17 protein-coding genes are annotated in these 20,379 nt (G+C 56.9%); 14 read left to right on the forward strand and 3 right to left on the reverse strand.

The genetic code is table 11. The annotated features are described in order from the left end of the window. Positions 1–149 precede the first annotated feature (149 nt). Complete coding sequence (ompX, locus tag F3J39_RS01950) at positions 150–662, forward strand: outer membrane protein OmpX (RefSeq protein ID WP_094111982.1); 513 nt, start codon at positions 150–152, stop codon at positions 660–662. Between the two features lie 138 nt (positions 663–800). Here ompX and F3J39_RS01955 read toward each other — a convergent pair whose 3' ends face one another. After that, positions 801–992, reverse strand: a complete 192-nt coding sequence (locus F3J39_RS01955; RefSeq protein WP_071669023.1) for a hypothetical protein — start codon at positions 990–992, stop codon at positions 801–803. 224 nt (positions 993–1,216) lie between these two features. On the opposite strand from F3J39_RS01955, the gene mntR reads away from it, so the two are divergent. From mntR to F3J39_RS01995, 8 genes are all read left to right on the forward strand, one after another. Further along, positions 1,217–1,675 carry a manganese-binding transcriptional regulator MntR gene (gene mntR / locus F3J39_RS01960; RefSeq protein WP_039383416.1) on the forward strand — a complete coding sequence of 153 codons (459 nt, stop codon included), beginning with the start codon at positions 1,217–1,219 and terminating at the stop codon, positions 1,673–1,675. A 21-nt stretch (positions 1,676–1,696) separates the two neighbouring features. Next, entirely contained in the window at positions 1,697–2,806 is a 1,110-nt protein-coding gene (locus F3J39_RS01965) for an SLC13 family permease (protein WP_166713785.1), read from the forward strand. A 161-nt stretch (positions 2,807–2,967) separates the two neighbouring features. Beyond that, positions 2,968–4,119, forward strand: coding sequence for an HlyD family secretion protein (locus F3J39_RS01970; protein WP_071669024.1), 1,152 nt, complete (start codon positions 2,968–2,970; stop codon positions 4,117–4,119). Continuing rightward, complete coding sequence (locus F3J39_RS01975; RefSeq protein ID WP_071669025.1) at positions 4,116–5,684, forward strand: DHA2 family efflux MFS transporter permease subunit; 1,569 nt, start codon at positions 4,116–4,118, stop codon at positions 5,682–5,684. Before F3J39_RS01970 ends, F3J39_RS01975 begins: the two co-directional genes overlap by 4 nt. A 1-nt stretch (position 5,685) precedes the next feature. After that, complete coding sequence (locus F3J39_RS01980; RefSeq protein WP_071669026.1) at positions 5,686–7,200, forward strand: efflux transporter outer membrane subunit; 1,515 nt, start codon at positions 5,686–5,688, stop codon at positions 7,198–7,200. A gap of 242 nt (positions 7,201–7,442) precedes the next feature. Further along, positions 7,443–8,921, forward strand: coding sequence for a sugar porter family MFS transporter (locus tag F3J39_RS01985; protein WP_108569731.1), 1,479 nt, complete (start codon positions 7,443–7,445; stop codon positions 8,919–8,921). A gap of 404 nt (positions 8,922–9,325) precedes the next feature. Continuing rightward, the gene (locus tag F3J39_RS01990; protein WP_039383432.1) at positions 9,326–9,727 is read left to right on the forward strand and encodes an H-NS family nucleoid-associated regulatory protein; all 402 of its coding nucleotides are present in this window, start codon (positions 9,326–9,328) and stop codon (positions 9,725–9,727) included. Positions 9,728–10,011: 284 nt separating this feature from the next. Beyond that, a complete protein-coding gene (locus F3J39_RS01995; protein ID WP_039383434.1) occupies positions 10,012–11,604 on the forward strand; it encodes an ABC-F family ATPase in 1,593 nt (530 codons plus the stop codon). A 55-nt stretch (positions 11,605–11,659) separates the two neighbouring features. Here F3J39_RS01995 and moeB read toward each other — a convergent pair whose 3' ends face one another. Together moeB and moeA are read right to left on the reverse strand one after the other, a co-directional pair. Beyond that, complete coding sequence (gene moeB, locus F3J39_RS02000; protein ID WP_166713786.1) at positions 11,660–12,415, reverse strand: molybdopterin-synthase adenylyltransferase MoeB; 756 nt, start codon at positions 12,413–12,415, stop codon at positions 11,660–11,662. After that, positions 12,415–13,650 (reverse strand): molybdopterin molybdotransferase MoeA, encoded by a 1,236-nt coding sequence (gene moeA / locus F3J39_RS02005; protein ID WP_166713787.1) that lies wholly within the window; start codon positions 13,648–13,650, stop codon positions 12,415–12,417. The genes moeB and moeA overlap by 1 nt, the downstream gene beginning before the upstream one ends. A gap of 284 nt (positions 13,651–13,934) precedes the next feature. On the opposite strand from moeA, the gene F3J39_RS02010 reads away from it, so the two are divergent. The 5 genes from F3J39_RS02010 (at position 13,935) to gsiD (ending at position 20,215) form a co-directional block, all read left to right on the forward strand. Then, positions 13,935–14,885, forward strand: a complete 951-nt coding sequence (locus F3J39_RS02010; RefSeq protein WP_166713788.1) for an isoaspartyl peptidase/L-asparaginase — start codon at positions 13,935–13,937, stop codon at positions 14,883–14,885. A gap of 12 nt (positions 14,886–14,897) precedes the next feature. Then, the gene (gene gsiA / locus F3J39_RS02015; RefSeq protein ID WP_145339179.1) at positions 14,898–16,733 is read left to right on the forward strand and encodes a glutathione ABC transporter ATP-binding protein GsiA; all 1,836 of its coding nucleotides are present in this window, start codon (positions 14,898–14,900) and stop codon (positions 16,731–16,733) included. Between the two features lie 61 nt (positions 16,734–16,794). Further along, positions 16,795–18,330, forward strand: a complete 1,536-nt coding sequence (gene gsiB, locus F3J39_RS02020) for a glutathione ABC transporter substrate-binding protein GsiB (protein ID WP_094111989.1) — start codon at positions 16,795–16,797, stop codon at positions 18,328–18,330. A gap of 48 nt (positions 18,331–18,378) precedes the next feature. Then, positions 18,379–19,299, forward strand: a complete 921-nt coding sequence (gene gsiC / locus F3J39_RS02025; protein ID WP_039383449.1) for a glutathione ABC transporter permease GsiC — start codon at positions 18,379–18,381, stop codon at positions 19,297–19,299. A 10-nt stretch (positions 19,300–19,309) separates the two neighbouring features. Next, a complete protein-coding gene (gene gsiD, locus F3J39_RS02030) occupies positions 19,310–20,215 on the forward strand; it encodes a glutathione ABC transporter permease GsiD (RefSeq protein ID WP_039383451.1) in 906 nt (301 codons plus the stop codon). Positions 20,216–20,379 lie beyond the last annotated feature (164 nt).

Consider the following 20,379-nt stretch of genomic DNA (forward strand, 5'->3'; position numbering starts at 1 on the left):
AAGTAAAATGAATGACATAGGAAACTTCATTAACTTTCTGTTACACCAAACAATCTCTTGGACAACAAAATCCGGGCAGAGTTTCTCCCTAACTTTTGTTATATTTTTAGCGTTGTCAGGAGAGAAGTATTTTCACATTTGAGGTGGTTATGAAAAAAATTGCATGTCTTTCAGCACTGGCTTGTGTACTGGCAGTTTCTGCTGGCTCAGCCATGGCACAGAGCACCGTTTCTGGCGGTTACGCACAGAGCGATTATCAGGGCGTTGCTAACAAAGCTAACGGCTTCAACCTGAAATACCGCTACGAAGACGGTTCAAACCCACTGGGCTGGATCGGTTCTTTCACCTACACCGAAAAAGATCGTACTGAAGATGGCGTTTATAACAAAGGCCAGTACTACGGCTTCACCGGCGGCCCGGCTTACCGTCTGAACGACTGGGCGAGCATCTACGGCGTTGTAGGTATCGGCTACGGTAAATTCCAGCAGAACGAATCTGCCGGTCAGTCTAAATCTGACAGCAGCGACGTAGGCATCGCTTACGGCGCAGGTATGCAGTTCAACCCAATTGAAAACGTTGCACTGGACGTAGGCTACGAGCAGAGCCGCATCCGCAACGTTGACGTAGGCACCTGGATCGCTGGCGTCGGCTACAGCTTCTAAGTTTAGCTTAGACCAGAGTTGCACATGAAACGGTCCCGCAGGGGGCCGTTTTTTTTTGCCTGAAGAGGGTGCCGGTGCAGCAGAGCAGAAAAACAAAAACCCGCCATCGGGCGGGTTAAGCAGTAGCCTTGCGGGCTTTCAGCCGCGCCAGATAATCTGGTTGCACGGGCGTTCGCACTTTTTGCCTGCGAGCTTTTCCAGCAGCATCAGGCGGAGCGCAAAGGGCGAGCGGCTGAACAGGCAGAGCAGCGATTTGATATCAAAAGCGGGCTTGCGCTGAGCGGCTTGCGGGCATTTGCCGCAATCAAGGCAGTTTTTCAGGGTGCTCATCTTCACCTCCCCATGAATAACAGATGATGCGTAAGCGTTGGTGCGTACCGGACATTGCTGCCTTTTCACGCTTTTCGCTTACATCATGTACAAAGATAGCATTGGCTATACTCTTTAGCCAACACTATTCATGAAAAATTTGTGCTTATTTGCGCCTGGTTTACAATGAGCGCAGCCAGTCCGCACGGCAGGTAAGGTGCGGCAGATAATAAAGAGGAAGCTTAATGAGTCGTCGTGCGAAAAATGCCATCAATACCCCTCAGGGGCCGCTTAAGGATATTGAGGAGCATGTTGAAGGCTTTCGTCAGGTGCGCGAAGCTCATCGTCGTGAATTGATTGATGATTACGTCGAGCTGATCTCCGATCTCATTCGTGAATTTGGTGAGGCGCGTCAGGTGGATATGGCGGCGCGCCTTGGCGTATCGCAGCCTACCGTGGCAAAAATGCTGAAGCGCCTGAGCACCACCGGCCTGGTAGAGCAGGTGCCCTATCGTGGCGTCTTCCTGACGCCGGAAGGTGAAAAACTCGCCGAGGCGAGCCGCGTTCGCCACCATATCGTTGAAACGTTTTTGCTGGCATTAGGCGTCAGCCCGGAGACCGCACGCCGCGACTCTGAAGGGCTGGAACATCACGTCAGCGACGAAACCCTGGCCGTCTTTCAGAAATTTTATGAGAATCGCTAACTTATAAGGCCTGCCGCTATCATGCCCATCGTGCTTCGATCCTTAATGCGTGACCGTATTTTGCATTTGTTGTTACTGCTGGGTGTGATACTGCTGCCGCTGGCAGAGTATCGCTGGTCGCAGCTGCCGGCTTCCGTCGACTGGCAGACCATCATGACGCTGACCGGCCTGCTGATGCTGACGAAAGGGCTGGAGAACAGCGGTTATTTTGACGTACTGGGCGCTCGCCTGATTCAGCGCTTTCAGCATGAACGTGCGCTGGCGCTGTTTATGGTCTGCGCCGCCGCGCTGCTTTCAACCTTTCTGACCAACGATGTCGCGCTATTTATTCTGGTGCCGCTGACGCTGACGCTGCGCAAATTTTCCCATCTGCCGGTCTCGCGGCTCATTATCTTTGAAGCACTGGCGGTTAACGCCGGATCGCTGCTGACCCCGGTCGGCAATCCGCAAAATATCCTGCTGTGGAGTCACGGCTCGCTGAGCGTGGGCGGATTCATCCTGCAGATGCTGCCGCTGGCAGCCGTGCTGATGATAACGCTGGTCGCGCTGACCTGGTGGAGCTTTCCGGCGCAGCACATAGATAAACACAGTGACGCCGGGTCGCAGCAGTGGAGCCGGCGCCTGTTCAGCGTCAGCCTGCTGCTCTATATCGTATTTATCGTGGCGCTGGAGCTGAAGATAACGGGCTGGGCGCTGCTGCTGGTCGCCGCCTGCTTTTTGATCATGGCGCGAGGGGTGCTGGCCGCCATTGACTGGAGCCTGCTACTGGTTTTTGTCGCAATGTTTATCGACGTCTTTTTGCTCATGCATCTGCCTGCGCTGCAGCCGTGGTTTGCCCGTATCGGACAGCTGGGGGAGGGCGGTATCTATTTACTGGCTATCGGCCTGTCGCAGTTTATCAGTAATGTCCCGGCCACTATCCTGCTGCTGCAAAAAACCGATCCCTCTGTGGTGCTCGCCTGGGCGGTGAATATTGGCGGCTTTGGCCTGCTGCCAGGCTCGCTGGCCAACCTGATTGCGCTGCGCATGGCGCAGGACAAAGCAGTCTGGTGGCGTTTTCATCTCTACTCACTGCCGATGCTGGCGTGGTCAATGCTGTGCGGCTGGCTGCTGCTGCAGTGGCTTCACTGAGTGCGGGCGCTGGCTTTTCAGCGCCTTAGCCACCGCTGTGGCATAACGTGCCGCCCGTCTCTGCTTATGTAAAGTTACACTGGAATTTGTCAATTTATTATCTAATGTTAAGTTGACCGTTTATGCCCGGGGATCGGGCTTTCAGCCAGTGATGACAAATTATGAGCGAAAATCAGCAGCAGGACCCGCAGAAGCCGTCAGATAACGACAACGATCCGCAGCAGGACAACAGCCAGCAGCAGCAGGACAAAAACAGGGATGACGATCAGCCGCGTAAGCGACCGGGTAAAAAGCCGCTGATTATTCTCGCGATTGTTGTGGTGATTATGCTGATAGTGGGGTTCTGGTTCTGGTTTACCACCCGCAATATTGAAACCACCGATGACGCCTTTACGGAAGGTAACGCCGTTACCGTGGCACCTAAAGCCTCAGGCTACGTGGTGCAGCTGCTGGTAAAAGATAACCAGCGGGTAAAAAAAGGCGATCTGCTGGTGGTGATCGATCCGCGCGACAGTGCTGCACAGCGCGATCAGGCAAAAGCACAGCTGGGGCTGGCTCAGGCTCAGCTGCATCAGGCGCAGGCGCAGCTGGCGCTGTCGCGCGTGCAGTATCCGGCGCAGCGCGATCAGGCGCTGGCGCAGCAGGCGAGCGCGCAGGCGAACTTACTTAATGCGCAGGCGGATTACCGCCGGCAGCGCGGCGTGGATCCCCGCGCCACGTCTCAGCGTAATATCGATACCGCCGCGGCGCAGCTGCGCTCAGCGGAAGCGCAGCTGCAGAGTGCTAAAGCGCAGGTTGAGGTCGCCTCACAGGTCAAACTGCAGATTCGGCAACAGGAAACAAATGTGGAAGCGCGCCAGCAGCAGGTGGAACAGGCGCAGGCGCAGCTTAATACCGCAGAGCTGAATCTCTCTTACACTGAAGTACGTGCCCCTTACGACGGTTTTGTCACCAAACGCAACGTGCAGCTCGGTACGCTGGTGCAGGCGGGGTCAGCCCTTTTTTCGCTGGTGTCACCCGACATCTGGATCACCGCTAATTTTAAAGAGTCACAGCTGGCGCGCATGAATCCGGGTGACAAAGTCGAGATCAGCGTGGACGCATGGCCTGATATGAAACTGCACGGCCACGTCGACAGCATCCAGATGGGGTCAGGCTCACGTTTCTCCGCCTTCCCGTCGGAAAACGCTACCGGTAACTATGTGAAAATTGTGCAGCGCGTCCCGGTTAAAATCGTTATCGATAGCGGACTGGATCCTGCTCATCCACTGCCGCTTGGACTCTCGGTAGAGCCTGAGGTGACAGTAGAATGAGTGCAGGCGAGAGCTGGCGCCCGGCCAGCAACCCCTGGCTGGTCGCCATCACGGTTACGCTGGCGGTGTTCATGGAGATCCTGGACACCACCATCGTAAACGTTGCGCTGCCGCATATTGCGGGTTCGCTCTCCTCCAGCTATGACGAATCCACCTGGGTACTCACCTCCTACCTGGTTGCGAATGGCATTGTGCTGCCGATCTCCGCCTTCTTCAGCCGTCTGTTTGGTCGCAAGCAGTTCTTTTTGATCTGTATTGTGATGTTCACTATCTGCTCGTTTCTCTGCGGCATTGCCACCGAGCTGTGGCAAATCATTCTGTTTCGTGTGCTGCAGGGCTTTTTTGGCGGTGGCCTGCAGCCGGTTCAGCAATCGGTACTGCTCGACTACTTCAAGCCTGCCGATCGCGGCAAAGCTTTTGGCCTCTCTTCGATTGCGATTATCGTAGCACCGGTGATTGGCCCGACGCTGGGCGGCTGGATCACCGACAATTACAGCTGGCGCTGGGTCTTCTTTATTAATATTCCGGTAGGGATTTTAACCGTGCTGGCGATTTACCAGCTGCTTGAAGATCCGCCGTGGGAGCGCAAGTGGGATAAAGGCCGGCTGAAAATTGACTATATCGGCATCAGCCTGATCACGCTTGGCCTTGGCTGTCTGCAGGTGTTTCTCGATCGCGGTGAAGATGAAGACTGGTTCGCTTCGCACTTTATTCGTCTGTTCGCCATGCTGGCCGCGGTGGGGCTGGTGGGCGCGGTCTACTGGCTGCTTTATGCGCGTAAGCCGGTCGTGGATATCCGCGTGATGAAAGATCGCAACTTCTGGGTCGCCGGTCTGCTGATGGCCGGTATGGCTATGATCCTCTACGGCAGCTCAGTGGTGCTGCCGCAGCTGGCGCAGCAGGATCTGGGGTATACCGCCACCTGGTCAGGACTGGTGCTGTCGCCCGGAGCCGTATTGATCGTGCTGACCATTCCGCTGGTACTGAAGCTGATGCCAGTTGTGCAGACTCGCTATATTATCGCCTTCGGCTTCAGCTGCCTGGCGCTGGCCTTTTTTTACTCCAGTACGCTGACGCCGGACGTGGATTTTAAAACCCTGGTGATGATGCGCAGCGCGCAATCTATCGGGCTGGGCTTTCTGTTTGTTCCGCTTACCACCATTGCGTTTGTCACCATCCCGCAGAAGCTTAACGCCGATGCGTCCGCGCTGTTTACCATGTTTCGTAACGTGGCCGGCTCTATCGGTATCTCACTGGCAACCGCCGGGATCACCGAGCGTGAACAGGTGCGTTCCGCGCACATGGTGCATAACATGTCGCCGCTGAATGAGCAGTTCAACCTGACACTGCAGCAGTGGGCTCAGGCGATCCGCGATTTTACGCAGGTAGCTGGCGATCCGCTGCAGCTTGCCGCAGGTCAGCTCTATCAGGAGATGATCGCTCAGGCGCGCATTTTGGCCTATATCGACGTGTTCACGGGACTGAGCATCGTCGCCATGATACTGATCCCTCTATGTTGGTTACTTTCGCCGATTAAGAGCGAAGGCAGTGCAGGAGCACACTAAAATGAGAACCTTTTCGCGCGTTGCGCTGCCGCTGACGCTGCTGCTGGCGGGCTGTGCCGTCGGCCCCGACTATCAGCCCCCGCGCCCGCAGACGCCCGGCAGCTTTCGCGCACTGTCGTCACAGGAAACCTCTAAGCCACTGGCCGCCGCACCCAACCCGCTCTGGTGGCGCAGCTTTAACGATCCGCAGCTCAATAGCCTGATCGATCGCGCCATCAGCGGTAACCTCTCGCTGCAGCAGGCGGTGTTACGCATCGCCGGTGCGCGGCAGCAGCTGGCGCAGGCGCGCGGGGGGCTGTTTCCCGCGCTGAATGGCTCAGCTAAAGTCACGCGCCAGCAGCTGGGCCTGAAAGGTCTGCTGAAATCCAACGGCGTATACGATCGGGTGGATGATGATATCGCCGGACAGCTGGATGGACTGAACCACTCCGTAACGCTCTATCAGGGCAGCTTTGATGCCAGCTGGGAGCTGGATATCTGGGGCAAGGTACGCCGGCAGATGGAGGCCGCCGATGCGCAGCAGCAGGCGGCTGTCGCACAGCGTGACGACGTGCTGATTTCAGTGGAAGCTGAAGTGGCGCGCGCCTATCTGCAGCTGCGCGGGGCGCAGGCGGTGCTGGCTACGCTGCAGACGCAGATAAAGGTGGCGCAGGAGACCTGGGAGCTGACGCAAAGCCAGCAGCAAAACGGGCTGGCACCGGCGACAAATGTGGAAAATGCCCGGGCGCAGCTCGCCTCGCTTAATGCGCAGCTGCCGCAGTATGAGGCGCAGGCGCGGCAGGCGATGAACGGTCTGGCGGTCCTGCTCGGTAAAACGCCCGGTGCGCTGGATAGTGAGCTGATGACGGCGAAAGCGCTGCCGGCTTTGCCTGGACTGGTACCGGTGGGGATCCCGGCGACGCTGGCGCGCCGGCGGCCCGATATTCGTCAGGCTGAGGCCACGCTTCACGCGCAGACCGCCAATATTGGCGTCTCGGTTGCCAGCCTCTTCCCGGATCTCTCCCTGACGGGGCAGCTCGGGGTCAGGAACACCGACGCCAGCTACCTTGATGACTGGAGCAGCCACTTTTTTAGCATCGGTCCGTCACTCTCTATTCCGATTTTCCAGGGCGGACGGCTGGTTTCCAGCGTGAAGCTGGCGCGGGCACAGCAGGCCAGCGCCGCGCTGGATTACCGGCAGACAGTGCTGACGGCGCTGCAGGATGTGGAGAATGCGCTGGTCAGCTACCGGGCGGATCAGCAGCAGGTTACCGCGCTGGATGAAACTACCGGCGCACTGCAGCGGACATTCGACCTGGCCAGCGACAGCTATCGACAGGGCCTGACGACCTTTCTTGACGTGCTGGATGCGCAGCGGCAGCTGGCGCAGGCAAAAGCACAGTCGGTTCAGGCGCGTACGCAAAGCGCGCTCGATCTGGTCGCGCTCTATAAAGCGCTGGGCGGCGGCTGGGAAAATTATCAGCAGGTGACTCTGCCGGATTACGCAGTATTTGGTCCGGCCACGCAGGTCAACTGACCCCCGGGTCGTCCCGCCACCGGGACGACCTGATAATTGAAATAAATGTTCCTTTTTATGTAAGGATTAAATTTTGAGCGTATTGTCGCTGACATAAAAAGATATTCACGCTGAGTTTATGTGATCGGCATCTGATTTCCTGGCATCAGTTATGATGAACATGGCAAAACTAAAATTTCATATTTAATTTTTATGGCAAAAATACTCTATTTTTGATGCATCTTTCAGAAATGGAGTTAGTTATGCCTCGTGAAACCTGGCTTACCCTCAATAAAGCCTCAGGGCCGAACAGTAATACGCGTACTGAACCCTTTGTTAAAGTTATTGCGGCCGTTGCCACCCTCGGCGGACTGCTGTTCGGCTATGACACCGGCGTTATCTCCGGCGCACTGCTATTCATGGGGGATGATATACATCTGACGCCATTAACCACCGGCCTTGTCACCAGCAGCCTGCTGTTTGGTGCGGCATTTGGTGCGCTGATATCGGGGCATTTTGCCGCAGCGGTCGGGCGGAGAAAAATCATTCTGGTACTGGCAACCATTTTTGCGGCCGGCGCGCTGGGCACGGCGCTGGCGCCGGATGCTGAATGGATGATTTTCTTCCGCCTGATCCTCGGGGTCGCCGTCGGCGGCGCGTCTGCCACCGTTCCGGTTTACATTGCGGAGATGGCACCTGCCAATAAACGCGGTCAGCTGGTCACAATGCAGGAGCTGATGATCGTCTCCGGCCAGATGCTGGCTTATATCTCCAATGCCGGGTTTCATGCCGCCTGGGGCGGTGAGAGTACCTGGCGCTGGATGCTGGCGGTGGCGACGCTGCCCGCAGTGCTGCTCTGGTTTGGCATGATGTTTATGCCGGATACGCCGCGCTGGTATGCCATGAAGGGGCGTCTGGCTGAAGCCCGCAGAGTCCTGGAGCGGACCCGCGCACGTGAGGACGTGGAGTGGGAGATGACCGAAATCACTGAGACGCTGGAAGAGGAGCAGCAGCAGCGTCCGCGTCTGCGGGAGTTACGCCAGCCCTGGCTGCTGAAGCTCTTTTTCATCGGCACAGGCATAGCCGCTATTCAGCAGCTCACCGGCGTCAACACCATCATGTACTATGCGCCGGTAATGCTGAAAGCAGTCGGTATGGATGATAATGCGGCATTGGTTGCTACTATCGCCAATGGCGTTATCTCAGTGCTGATGACCTTTGCGGGGATCTGGCTGCTTGGGCGTATCGGACGCCGCCCCCTCGCGCTTATCGGACAGATAGGATGTACCGCCTGCCTGGTTCTGATCGGGGCCGTCAGCTACTTCATGCCGGAAACGGTAAACGGTCAGCCTGATATGCTGCGCAGCTATATGGTCCTGCTGGGCATGCTGCTGTTTTTAAGTTTTCAGCAGGGAGCGTTATCACCGGTTACCTGGCTGCTCTTATCCGAAATTTTTCCGACGCGGCTGCGCGGTATATTTATGGGCGGGGCGGTATTTGCCATGTGGCTGACTAATTTTACTATCTCGTTACTGTTTCCGCTGCTGCTTGCATGGGTGGGGCTGTCAGGTGCCTTTTTTATTTTTGCCGCAGCCGGCTTGTTCGGAACGCTGTTTGTTTTCTGCTGCGTACCGGAAACCCGTAATCGTTCACTGGAGCAGATTGAACATTATCTGCGCGACTGGCTGACGGAAACATCGCCGCGTCAGGTAATGAGGCCATCGGCCCAAAAGGGTAGTTAAAAATAGATTTCCCTGATAAAACCGGCGCAGGCCGGTTTTTCTTTTTAGTCTGTCAGTCAGGCTGAGAGCCACATCATTAAAACGCGCATTAAAAGTGAATAAGGGATACATGATTAATTATTTTTACGCTTCGCCTGCAGAATGTCACAAACTAAAATTTTGCTAACTACTTGTTTCGCTCGCGGGATTAGCAAATGAAATCGATATCAATGCAACAGCTGCCGGGAAACCTTATCAGTTTATTAACGCTTAATGTTAACCGGTGAGGGTTATCCTTACTGAACAATAACAATAAGCGAACCTGTTAAGAATAATCCGGTCTGCAAAATTAATTTATTTTTTTATTTGAATTGGGTAATCTTGCCGCTACAGTTTATTTATACCCCTTAAACAAGGACATTGTGATGAGTGACGCATTTAAAGTACTGAACAACATTCGCACATTACGTGCGCAGGCGCGTGAACTGCCACTGAGCGATCTGGAAGAGATTCTGGAAAAATTAACTGTCGTTGTGACTGAGCGTCGTGAAGAAGTTGAAGCCGAAGAAGCGCAAAACCGCGAAAAAGAAGAGAAGCTGTCTAAATATCGCGAAATGCTGCTGGCTGATGGCATCGATCCTAACGAATTACTGGGCGCACTTGAAACCGGTAAAAAACGCGCCAAGCGCGCACCGCGTCCGGCTAAATATACTTATACCGACGAAAACGGTGATGAAAAATCCTGGACCGGTCAGGGCCGCACGCCAGCAGCGATTAAAAAAGCGCTGGATGCCGGCAAGAGCCTGGACAGTTTCCTGATTAAATAAGCGACGCAATCCTTGTATATGGGAGCCGGGGGCATATTGCCCCCGGCTTTTTTTATTGGCTGACGTTTTAATTTGTGTAACAAACTGCGCTAACTGATAACGATGACGTAACGTCGGCAGGCGAGAAGCGTCTGCTGCCGGATGCCGGCAACACTATTTTGCGTCTGCTAACAATCCCTTTGCGTAAAAGCTGCGCCAACGCCAGGCGCAGACTGGCTCATATAGCCCATCTCTGGCATAATGCCCGCTGTTTTTTCATCCACCGTGTAACAAAGGTCAATGCCGTGTTAGTTTCCAGCAATATCACTATGCAGTTCGGCAGCAAGCCGCTGTTTGAAAATATCTCCGTTAAGTTTGGCGGGGGTAACCGTTACGGTTTAATCGGTGCAAACGGCAGCGGTAAATCGACCTTTATGAAAATACTGGGCGGCGATCTGGTGCCTACCAACGGCAATGTCTCACTCGATCCCAACGAGCGTATTGGTAAGCTTCGTCAGGATCAGTTTGCCTTTGAACAATATAGTGTGCTGGATACGGTCATAATGGGGCATCAGGAACTCTGGGCCGTAAAAGAAGAGCGCGATCGTATTTACGCCCTGCCAGAAATGAGTGAAGCAGAAGGCTACAAAGTTGCCGATCTCGAAGTCGCCTACGGTGAAATGGATGGATATAGCGCGGAATCCAGGGCCGGTGAGTTATTGCTGGGCGTCGGTATTCCGGTGGAGCAGCATTACGGGCCGATGAGCGAAATCGCACCGGGCTGGAAACTGCGTGTGCTGCTGGCGCAGGCGCTGTTCTCTAATCCCGATATTCTGCTGCTTGATGAGCCGACGAACAACCTGGATATTGATACTATCCGCTGGCTTGAGCAGGTGCTGAACGATCGTAACAGTACCATGATCATCATTTCGCATGACCGTCACTTTTTAAATATGGTCTGCACCCATATGGCGGATCTTGATTATGGTGAGCTGCGCGTTTATCCCGGTAATTATGATGAATATATGACCGCGGCGACGCAGGCGCGCGAACGTCTGCTGGCCGATAACGCGAAAAAGAAAGCGCAGATTGCTGACCTGCAATCTTTTGTCAGCCGCTTCAGTGCTAACGCCTCTAAATCCCGTCAGGCAACATCGCGCGCAAAACAGATTGATAAAATCAAACTGGATGAAGTCAAAGCCTCCAGTCGTCAGAACCCTTATATTCGCTTTGAGCAGGATAAGAAATTATTCCGTAATGCGCTGGAAGTTGAAGCGCTGACGAAAGGATTTGATAACGGCCCGCTCTTTAATAAGCTGAATCTGATGCTGGAAGTGGGCGAGAAGCTGGCAATTCTGGGTGCCAACGGTATCGGTAAATCCACGCTGCTGAAAACGCTGGTGGGCGAATTAACGCCGGACAGCGGCAGCGTTAAATGGTCTGAAAATGCGCGCATCGGCTATTACGCACAGGATCATGCCGAAGATTTTGCCGAAGACCTTAGCGTGTTCGACTGGATGAGCCAGTGGAAGCAGGATGGCGATGATGAACAGGCCGTGCGCAGCGTACTGGGCCGCTTACTGTTCAGCCATGATGACATCAAAAAACCGGCCAAAGTGCTGTCGGGCGGTGAGAAAGGCCGGATGCTGTTTGGCAAGCTGATGATGCAGAAGCCTAACATTCTGATTATGGATGAGCCGACCAACCACCTGGATATGGAATCGATCGAATCACTGAACATGGCGCTGGAGATGTATGAAGGCACGCTGATCTTTGTTTCACATGACCGTGAATTTGTCAGCTCGCTGGCGACGCGCGTGATGGAGATGAAAGGTGAGCGCATCGTTGACTTCACCGGCAACTATGAAGATTACCTGCGCAGTCAGGGCATTTCATAATCCTGCTCATTCTGTCTGCTTAACAGGCCGCCCCACCGGGCGGCCTGTTTGCATTTCAGGGGGAGCCACACACGTCACAGTATGCGTCCTGCATCACTTTCATGCTGCGAAATTCAGCGCGCATTGCGTCATACATCAGCAGGCGAGAGCGGGCGGGTTCACCAAACGCGGTAAGCAGTTTCAGCGTCTCCATCGCCTGCATCGCGCCGATTACGCCCACCAGCGGGGCCATGACGCCAGCTTCCACGCAGCTCAGCGTCTGTTCGCCAAACAGGCGGCTGATACAGCGGTAACAGGGCTCGCCAGGCTGCCAGGTAAAAACGCTTAGCTGACCTTCCATGCGGATCGCCGCACCGGAAATCAGCGGGACTTTTTGCCGGAAACAGAGGCGGTTCAGCTGCTCACGCGTGGCCACATTATCTGTGCAGTCCAGCACCGCGTCATGCCGCGCAATCAGTGCGCTCAGCGTCGCATCGTCGGCCTGCACGTCACAGGTTTCAATAATGCAGTGCGGATTGATTGCCGCCAGCTGCGCGCGCGCTGATTCTACTTTGGGCTGGCCAATCGTCTCATCACGATGCAGGATCTGCCGCTGCAGATTGCTCAGGCTGACGGTATCAAAATCGAGCAGCGTCAGATACCCCACGCCGGCGGAGGCGAGCCAGGGGGCAGCCGCGCATCCCAGCCCCCCCAGGCCGACGATCAGCACGCGTGACTCAGCGAGCTGCTCCTGTGCGGTAAAGTCGAAGCCGCGCAGGACAATCTGCCGGTTATAGCGCAGCATCTCTTCATGCGTCAGTTCGCGTGACATTACCCCTCCAGCAGGCTGTTAAAGGGCTCAACCTCAACCCATTCACCCGCTTCTGCCGTACCGCGTTCGCGCTCCAGCACAATAAAGCAGTCGGCCAGCGCAAACGAACTGAAAACATGTGAACCCTGCGCTCCGGTGGAGCGCACCTCCAGCACACCTTCGCTGCTGCGGCTGAGCACGCCACGCTGAAAATCGAGGCGCCCCGGCGATTTTTTCAGGCGATCCAGCGTTCGCGCACGCTGGCGCAGCGGCATTGCCGGCGTTGTCTGGCCGCTCAGCCTGACCAGCAGCGGCTGCACCAGCTGATAAAAGGTCACGGCGGCGGAGACCGGATTGCCCGGCAGCCCGCAGAACAGGCTATTCGCCAGCTGGCCGAAAGCGAACGGTTTACCTGGCTTGATCGCCAGCTTCCAGAAGCTGACAGATCCGAGTTCGTTGAGGATCTCCCGGGTAAAATCAGCTTCGCCCACGGAGACACCGCCGGTGCTGATGACCACATCAGCCTGGCTGTCTGCTGTGGTAAAGGCGTGACGCAGCGCGGCCGGGTCGTCCGCGATAACGCCGAGGTCGATGACGTCGCAGCCCAGCTTGCTGAGCATCAGAGAGACGGTAAGGCGATTGGTGTCATAAATCTGGCCCTCTGCCAGCGGTTCACCCACCGCCTGCAGCTCATCCCCGGTGGAGAATATCGCCACGCGCAGCCTGCGCCGTACCGTTACCCTGGCAATACCCAGCGAGGCGAGCAGCGGCAGCTCAGCGGCACCCAGTCGCACCCCCGCTGCCAGAACCTGATGTCCGGCGCGAATATCTTCACCGATACGGCGGATATTCTGGCCTGCGCTTACCGGCGCCGTCATCACAATACCATCCGCGTGCTGCTCCGTTTGCTCCTGCATGACTACCGCGTCGCAGCCTGCCGGTATCGGAGCGCCGGTCATAATACGGATCGCGCTGCCTGCCGGCCATTCACCGTGCCAGGGAGCACCGGCAAAGGCTTTGCCCGCCACGGTAAGCGGCGCGCCAGCGCCGAGATCGCTCAGCCGTACCGCGTAGCCATCCATTGCGGAGTTATCAAATGAGGGGACATCCAGCGGTGAAACCACCGCCTCTGCGGTAATGCGCCCGGCAGCATTAGCCAGGCTAACCTGTTCAGTCCCGCTGACCGGTTGCAGCGGTTGCAGCATCATGTGCTGCGCCTCTTCCAGTGAAATTAAGCCTGCGGTGTTGGGTTCCATATCGCTCCCTGGGGGATAAATGTCAGATGTCACCTATTATGGGTTAAGGCGCTGGCGTAAGGCCAGACCCGTTTGGCGCGGCCGCACAGATCGCGCGGTGAGCCGCCAATGGGGTCTGCCGGCAAAGGAAAAAGATATAAAGCCTGAGAAAAGGTTATGAGGGCTGATGCACTTTCTGCTTTACAAGCTGCCGGGTGCTTCCTATAGTCGAAAATTGTCTGAAAATGATGAAAACCATTCTAAATCAGTGTTTTTTCTGCTGATAATCCTGACAGGTGCAGCTAATGACCAGGGCAGTAATCGCTATCCACGGCGGCGCGGGCGCGCTTTCCCGCAGTACCATGAGCGCGGCGCGCGAGCAGCAATACCGGCAGCAGCTGCACGACATTGTCGCAGCGGGGCAGCAGATTCTGGCCGCGGGCGGCAGCGCGCTGGATGCGGTGACAGATGCAGTGCGGCGGCTGGAGGCGTGCCCGCTGTTTAATGCCGGACGGGGCGCGGTGTTCACTCATCAGGGCACACACGAGCTGGACGCCAGCATCATGGATGGCCGCACGCTGCAGGCGGGCGCAGTAGCGGGCGTCAGCCATATTGAACATCCGATCCTCGCCGCGCGTAAAGTGCTGGAGGCGAGTCCCCACGTGCTACTGATCGGCGCCGGCGCAGAAGCCTTTGCCGTGGCGCAGGGGCTGGAACCCGTTGCCGCTGACTTTTTCTCAACGCCAGAACGCCTGGCGCAGCTGCTGCGCGTGCGCGACAGCAACACCACGCAGCTCGATCACGACGCGGCTGCTACGCCGCTGGATGAGGATCGCAAACTCGGCACCGTGGGTGCGGTGGCGCTGGATCTGCACGGCAATCTTGCCGCGGCGACTTCAACCGGTGGCATGACCAACAAGCAGGCTGGCCGCGTGGGCGACTCGCCGCTGATTGGCGCCGGCTGCTATGCCAGCAACGACAGCGTGGCTGTCTCCTGCACCGGTACCGGCGAAGTCTTTATGCGAACGCTGGCCGCTTATGATGTTGCGGCACAGATGAAATATGCAGGACGCTCGCTGCAGCAGGCGACCGCCAGCGTCATCCACGACACCATTACGGAGCTGGAAGGCAGCGGCGGGCTGATTGCGGTTGATGCACAGGGTAACCTTGCACTGCCGTTTAACAGCGAAGGCATGTACCGGGGTTTTGCTTACGTTGAGGGTGCCGTTGAGGTGGCCATTTACCGCGACAGCTAAGGAGCAGGCAGAATGGAACAGCAACAGGTGCTGGCGGTACGCGATCTGTGCGTCACTTTTCAGCATGAAGAGAGTAAAACTGAAGCGGTGCGTCATCTTTCGCTCGATCTGCTGCGGGGAGAAACCCTGGCGCTGGTCGGGGAGTCTGGCTCAGGGAAATCAGTGACGTCACTGGCGCTGATGCGCCTGATTCAGCAGGCGGGCAGCGAGATCAGCGGTGAGATAAAGCTGCGTCGCCGAAACGGGGAGATCCTGGACGTCATGCGCGCGTCGTCCGGTCAGATGCGGCAGGTGCGCGGCGCTGACATGGCGATGATCTTTCAGGAGCCGATGACCTCGCTGAATCCGGTATTTACCGTGGGCGAACAGATTGCTGAGTCAGTACGACTACACCAGAAGATGAGCCATCAGCAGGCGCTCGCTGAAGCACGGCGCATGCTGGATCTGGTACGCATTCCGGATGCGCACGCTATCCTGTCGCGTTATCCACATCAGCTCTCTGGCGGGATGCGCCAGCGCGTCATGATTGCGATGGCGCTCTCCTGCCGGCCCGCACTGCTGATTGCCGATGAGCCGACGACGGCGCTGGATGTCACTATTCAGGCGCAGATCCTGCAGCTTATCCGCGTGCTGCAAAAAGAGATGCAGATGGGCGTGATTTTTATCACGCACGATATGGGCGTCGTCGCTGAAATGGCCGATCGCGTGCAGGTCATGTATCGCGGCGATGTTATCGAACAGGCGCCGGTGCAGCAGCTGTTTAACGCGCCGGCTCAGCCTTATACCCGCGCGCTGCTGGCGGCCGTGCCCCGGCTGGGCGCGATGAGCGGGCAGCCACTGCCGGCAAAATTTCCTCTGCTGAGCACCACCGGGCAGGAGGCGCCGGCTCTGCCGCAGGATACCGTGCGTCGCGATCGCCCGCCGGTGCTGCAGGTGCGCGATCTGACAACCCGCTTCGACCTGCGTAGCGGTCTCTTTAACCGGGTTACGCGCCGGGTGCACGCGGTAGAGAAGGTGAGCTTTGATCTCTATGCCGGAGAGACGCTGGCGCTGGTTGGCGAGTCGGGATGCGGTAAATCGACCACCGGTCGTTCACTGCTGCGGCTGGTCGCCAGTCAGGGCGGCAGCATCACCTTTAACGGTCAGCGTATCGACGCGCTGCAGGGGAGCGCGCTGGCGGCGCTGCGGCGCGATATTCAGTTTATTTTTCAGGATCCCTACGCCTCGCTCGATCCGCGCCTCACGGTAGGCTTTTCTGTGATGGAGCCGCTGCTGGTCCATCGCGTGATGAGCCGCGCGCAGGCGGAGAAGCGCGTTGCCTGGCTGCTGGAGCGGGTAGGGCTGCAGCCGGAGCATGCGCAGCGCTACCCGCATGAGTTCTCAGGCGGCCAGCGGCAGCGCATCTGTATTGCGCGAGCGCTGGCGCTGAATCCCAAAGTGGTCATTGCGGATGAGTCCGTGTCAGCGCTGGATGTCTCGGTCCAGGCGCAGATTATCAATCTGATGCTGGATCTGCAGCGGGAAACCGGCATCGCTTTTCTGTTCATTTCGCATGATATGGCGGTGGTGGAGCGTATCAGCCACCGTGTAGCGGTGATGTATCTGGGGCAGATCGTTGAGACAGGACCGCGCCAGGCGGTGTTTGAGCAGCCGCGTCATCCTTATACCCGCAAACTGATGGCGGCCGTACCGGTGGCGGACCCGGCACACCGGCATCGCGAACGGGCGTTAATGGTTGATGAGATCCCCAGCGCCGTACGTCCGCTGGGGGATGAGCCGGACGTCGCGCCGCTGCTGGAGGTGGCGCCAGGACACTTTGTGGCACGCCATGCGATCGGTGGCGCCTGACGAATAACATAGCGTCCTGAACCCAGGACGCAGCACAAGGGACTACAGGAGAAGCACCATCATGCACCAGATTATGCGTAACGGGATTATCACCGCTGGCGTGCTGAGCGCTGCGCTGACGCTGCCCGCCTGGGCGGCAAAAGATGCGGTCATTGCCGTGAGCTCAACCTTTACCACGCTGGATCCTTACGACGCCAACGACACCTTGTCGCAGGCGGTTGCCAAATCTTTCTATCAGGGGCTGTTCAGCTTTGATAAAGAGATGAAGCTGGTAAACGTGCTGGCCGAAAGCTCTCAGGCCAGTGATGACGGGCTCACTTACACCATCAAACTGCGTTCCGGCATTAAATTTCAGGATGGTACCGATTTCAACGCTGAGGCGGTTAAGGTGAACCTCGATCGCGCCAGTAATCCTGATAACCATCTCAAACGCTATAACCTGTTCAAATATATTGCGACCACGGAAGTGGTCGATCCGCTCACGGTAAAAATCACGCTGAAGCAGCCTTTTTCAGCGTTTATCAACAACCTGGCGCATCCGGCGGCGGCGATGATTTCGCCCACTGCGCTGAAAAAGTATGGCAAAGAGATTGGCTTCCATCCGGTCGGCACCGGCCCTTATGTGTTTGAAACCTGGAATCAGACCGATTTTGTCAAAGTGAAAAAGTGGGCGGGATACTGGAAGCCGGGCTATCCGAAACTCGATACCATTACCTGGCGTCCCATCGTGGATAACAACACCCGCGCGGCCATGCTGCAGACCGGCGAGGCGACGTTTGCTTTTCCGGTGCCTTTTGAGCAGGCCAAACGCCTTGAAAGTAACGCTAAGCTGAACGTCATTACCACGCCTTCGATCATGCAGCGTTATATCAGCCTGAACGTCACGCAAAAGCCGTTTGATAACCCGAAAGTGCGTGAGGCGCTGGAATATGCCATTAACCGCGAGGCGCTGGCAAAAGTGGCGTTTGCCGGGTATGCCACGCCCGCTACCGGTATCGTGCCGCCCTCTATCGATTTCGCTCAGCGTTACCCGGCTATCAAATACGATCCGGCTAAAGCGCGGGCGCTGCTGAAAGAAGCGGGCTACGGCAACGGCTTTGAGACCACGCTCTGGTCCTCGCATAACCACAGCACGGCGCAGAAAGTGCTGCAGTTTACCCAGCAGCAGCTGGCGCAGGTGGGCGTGAAAGTGAAAGTCACCGCTATGGATGCCGGACAGCGCGCTGCGGAAGTGGAAAGCAAAGGGCAAAAAGAGAGTGGCGTACGCATGTTTTATACCGGCTGGTCCGCCTCGACCGGTGAGGCCGACTGGGCGCTGACGCCGCTGTTCGCCACGACCTCCTGGCCGCCAGCGATCTTCAATACCGCGTTTTACAGTAATCCGCAGGTGGATAAAGATCTGGCTGATGCATTAAAGACTACCGATCGTGAACGCAAAGCGCAGCTCTATAAAGATGCGCAGGATCGCATCTGGAATGACCATCCGTGGATCCCGCTGGTTGTCGAGCAGCTGCTCTCGGCCAGCAACAAAAACCTGACCGGGTTCTACGTCATGCCGGATACCTCGTTTAATTTCGACGAAGCGGATCTGAAGTAACCAGACTGGCCAGCCGCTCCGGCTGGCCGCTGCTGCGCAGGATGTTGCATGCTCAACTACTTTTTAAAACGCTTGCTGGGACTGATTCCCACGCTGCTGATTGTTGCCGTACTGGTGTTTCTGTTTGTACATCTGCTGCCCGGCGATCCGGCCCGTCTGATTGCCGGCCCCGAAGCGGATGCCTCCGTTGTTGCGCTGGTACGCAGCGAACTCGGGCTGGATCAGCCGCTGATCCAGCAGTTCTGGCATTTTATTTTCAATGCGCTGCAGGGAGAGTTTGGCCAGTCGCTGGTCTCAAAACGCCCGGTGGCGGACGAAATTGCGCAGCGCTTCTACCCGACGCTGTGGCTGACGCTGACCAGTATGGCGTGGTCAGTGCTGCTGGGTATGGCGCTGGGTATTGTCTCTGCCGTGTGGCGCAACCGCTGGCCCGATCGCATCGGCATGACGCTGGCGGTTTCCGGCATCTCGTTCCCGGCCTTTGCGCTGGGTATGCTGCTGATGCAGATCTTTTCGGTGGAGCTGGGCTGGCTGCCCACCGTGGGCGCAGATAGCTGGCAGCACTATATTCTGCCTTCTCTCACGCTGGGCGCTGCCGTTGCCGCGATTATGGCGCGCTTTACCCGCGCCTCATTTATTGAGGTTTTGCAGGAAGATTACATGCGCACCGCCCGGGCTAAAGGCGTGCGCGAATCGCTGGTGGTGGTGAAACATGGGCTGCGCAACGCCCTGATCCCGGTGGTCACGATGATGGGCCTGCAGTTTGGTTTTCTGCTGGGAGGATCGATCGTGGTGGAGGTGGTGTTTAACTGGCCTGGCCTCGGTCGCCTGCTGGTGGACTCCGTGGAGATGCGGGATTACCCGGTGATTCAGGCGGAAGTTCTGCTGTTTTCACTGGAATTTATCCTGATCAATCTGATTGTCGATATGCTTTACGCGGCAATCAATCCGGCTATTCGCTACAAATAAGGAGTCGCGATTGAAAAACTGGCGACGCGATGCGGTGGTGAAACAGCTGCCGCACCTGACGGAAAACCGGGTGCGTACCCCGTGGCGTGAGTTCTGGCGCCGTTTTCGCCAGCAGCATGTGGCGCTGCTGGCGGGCAGCTTTGTCCTGCTGCTGATTGTACTGGCCTTTATTGCGCCGTGGATCGCGCCTTTCGATGCGGAAAACTATTTTGACTACGATCGTCTGAATGAAGGGCCGTCGTGGCTGCACCTGTTTGGCGTGGACTCGCTGGGGCGGGACATTTTCAGCCGGGTGCTGGCAGGCACCCGTATTTCACTGATGGCGGGATTCTTCTCTGTCATTATCGGCGCGTTGATCGGTACGCTGCTGGGTCTGCTGGCGGGGTACTATGAGGGCTGGTGGGATCGGCTGATTATGCGCATCTGCGACGTGCTGTTTGCCTTTCCCGGTATTCTGCTGGCGATAGCGGTCGTCGCCATTATGGGCAGCGGGATGAGCAACGTTATTGTGGCGGTGGCGATTTTCAGCATACCTGCGTTCGCCCGGCTGGTGCGCGGTAACACGCTGGTGCTCAAGCAGCAGACCTATATCGAGTCGGCGCGCAGCATTGGCGCGTCAGATCGCACGATTATTTTCCGGCATATTTTGCCCGGCACGATTTCCTCCATCATGGTCTATTTCACCATGCGTATTGGTACCTCAATTATCACCGCCGCCAGCCTCTCTTTTCTGGGGCTCGGCGCACAGCCGCCTACGCCGGAGTGGGGAGCAATGCTGAATGAAGCGCGAGCGGATATGGTGATGGCGCCTCACGTCGCTATTTTCCCCAGCCTGGCGATTTTCCTGACCGTTCTGGCGTTTAACCTGCTGGGTGACGGCCTGCGCGATGCGCTGGATCCAAAACTGAAAAGCTGAGCAGCGAACCGGCCCGGGCTACTAAAAGTGTCTAATATTAAAGGAGCAGCGATAACGCTTTCACAGATTTTCCCCGGGCCGTTGCGCAGGACGTTGCTCCGCCGGTAAGGATGCTGCCAGCGCAAAGCCGTCCCGGTGGCAGCTCAGGGCGCAAAGGAGAAGAG

Source organism: Pantoea sp. Acro-807, from assembly GCF_011752675.1.
GTDB classification, from domain to species: Bacteria; Pseudomonadota; Gammaproteobacteria; order Enterobacterales; family Enterobacteriaceae; genus Pantoea; species Pantoea eucrina.

Coding starts and splice junctions, on each gene's coding strand:
- ompX (WP_094111982.1), top strand. CDS start 150: ATGAAAAAAATTGCATGTCTTTCAGCACTGGCTTGTGTACTGGCAGTT.
- F3J39_RS01955 (WP_071669023.1), bottom strand. CDS start 992: ATGAGCACCCTGAAAAACTGCCTTGATTGCGGCAAATGCCCGCAAGCC.
- mntR (WP_039383416.1), top strand. CDS start 1,217: ATGAGTCGTCGTGCGAAAAATGCCATCAATACCCCTCAGGGGCCGCTT.
- F3J39_RS01965 (WP_166713785.1), top strand. CDS start 1,697: ATGCCCATCGTGCTTCGATCCTTAATGCGTGACCGTATTTTGCATTTG.
- F3J39_RS01970 (WP_071669024.1), top strand. CDS start 2,968: ATGAGCGAAAATCAGCAGCAGGACCCGCAGAAGCCGTCAGATAACGAC.
- F3J39_RS01975 (WP_071669025.1), top strand. CDS start 4,116: ATGAGTGCAGGCGAGAGCTGGCGCCCGGCCAGCAACCCCTGGCTGGTC.
- F3J39_RS01980 (WP_071669026.1), top strand. CDS start 5,686: ATGAGAACCTTTTCGCGCGTTGCGCTGCCGCTGACGCTGCTGCTGGCG.
- F3J39_RS01985 (WP_108569731.1), top strand. CDS start 7,443: ATGCCTCGTGAAACCTGGCTTACCCTCAATAAAGCCTCAGGGCCGAAC.
- F3J39_RS01990 (WP_039383432.1), top strand. CDS start 9,326: ATGAGTGACGCATTTAAAGTACTGAACAACATTCGCACATTACGTGCG.
- moeB (WP_166713786.1), bottom strand. CDS start 12,415: ATGTCACGCGAACTGACGCATGAAGAGATGCTGCGCTATAACCGGCAG.
- moeA (WP_166713787.1), bottom strand. CDS start 13,650: ATGGAACCCAACACCGCAGGCTTAATTTCACTGGAAGAGGCGCAGCAC.
- F3J39_RS02010 (WP_166713788.1), top strand. CDS start 13,935: ATGACCAGGGCAGTAATCGCTATCCACGGCGGCGCGGGCGCGCTTTCC.
- gsiA (WP_145339179.1), top strand. CDS start 14,898: ATGGAACAGCAACAGGTGCTGGCGGTACGCGATCTGTGCGTCACTTTT.
- gsiB (WP_094111989.1), top strand. CDS start 16,795: ATGCACCAGATTATGCGTAACGGGATTATCACCGCTGGCGTGCTGAGC.
- gsiC (WP_039383449.1), top strand. CDS start 18,379: ATGCTCAACTACTTTTTAAAACGCTTGCTGGGACTGATTCCCACGCTG.